Annotated in this window: 1 protein-coding gene; it reads right to left on the reverse strand. The window is 70.5% G+C overall.

Features of this window, described 5'->3' with window-relative positions:
* On the reverse strand, positions 1 to 641 hold a 641-nt coding region (locus NS283_RS18170; RefSeq protein WP_193752719.1), incomplete at both ends, for a gamma-glutamyltransferase.

A 641-nucleotide genomic window follows, 5' to 3' on the forward strand; every position in this document is an offset into this window, starting at 1 on the left:
GGCGATGGCCGTCGTGTGCAGGGTCGGGGCGTCGATCGCCTGCTGCGGCGTGTATCCGCCGACGAGCATGCGCAGGAGCACCGGCAACTGCCACTGGTCCTGCTGGTCGCCACCCGGAGACCCGAGCGCGGTGACCTCGTCTCCTCGCGTGAGAAGGGTCGGCGTCAGAGTGGTTCGGGGTCGTCGCCGCGGTGTGAGCGAGGCGGGGTGTCCCGGAACCAGCCAGGTCATCTGCAGGCGGGTGCCGAGGCAGAACCCCAGTTCGGGGATGGTCGGCGAGGACTGCAACCACCCGCCCGACGGCGTCGCCGAGATCGCGTTTCCCCAGCGGTCGATGACATCGATGTGGCAGGTATCCCCGCGCGTCTGCCCCGAACGATCAACCGTGGGTTCACCCGTTGCGCCCGCGGAGACACCCGCTTCGGTCCTAAGGGGAGGAATCACCGGATGCCGTCCCTCGGGCGCCCCGGGACGGAACTCGCGCGACGCCTCGCCGGCGATCAGATCCCGCCGCCGGGTGACGTAGTCGTCCGCCAGCAGGGCAGCGGGGGACACCGTTCCATCGCCGTCGCCGAACCACACGTCGCGATCCGCGTAGGCGAGCTTCTGCGCCTCGAGGACGGTGTGCGCACCGAGCCCAC

This window comes from Microbacterium testaceum, from assembly GCF_001476285.1.
GTDB lineage: Bacteria > Actinomycetota > Actinomycetes > Actinomycetales > Microbacteriaceae > Microbacterium > Microbacterium testaceum_B.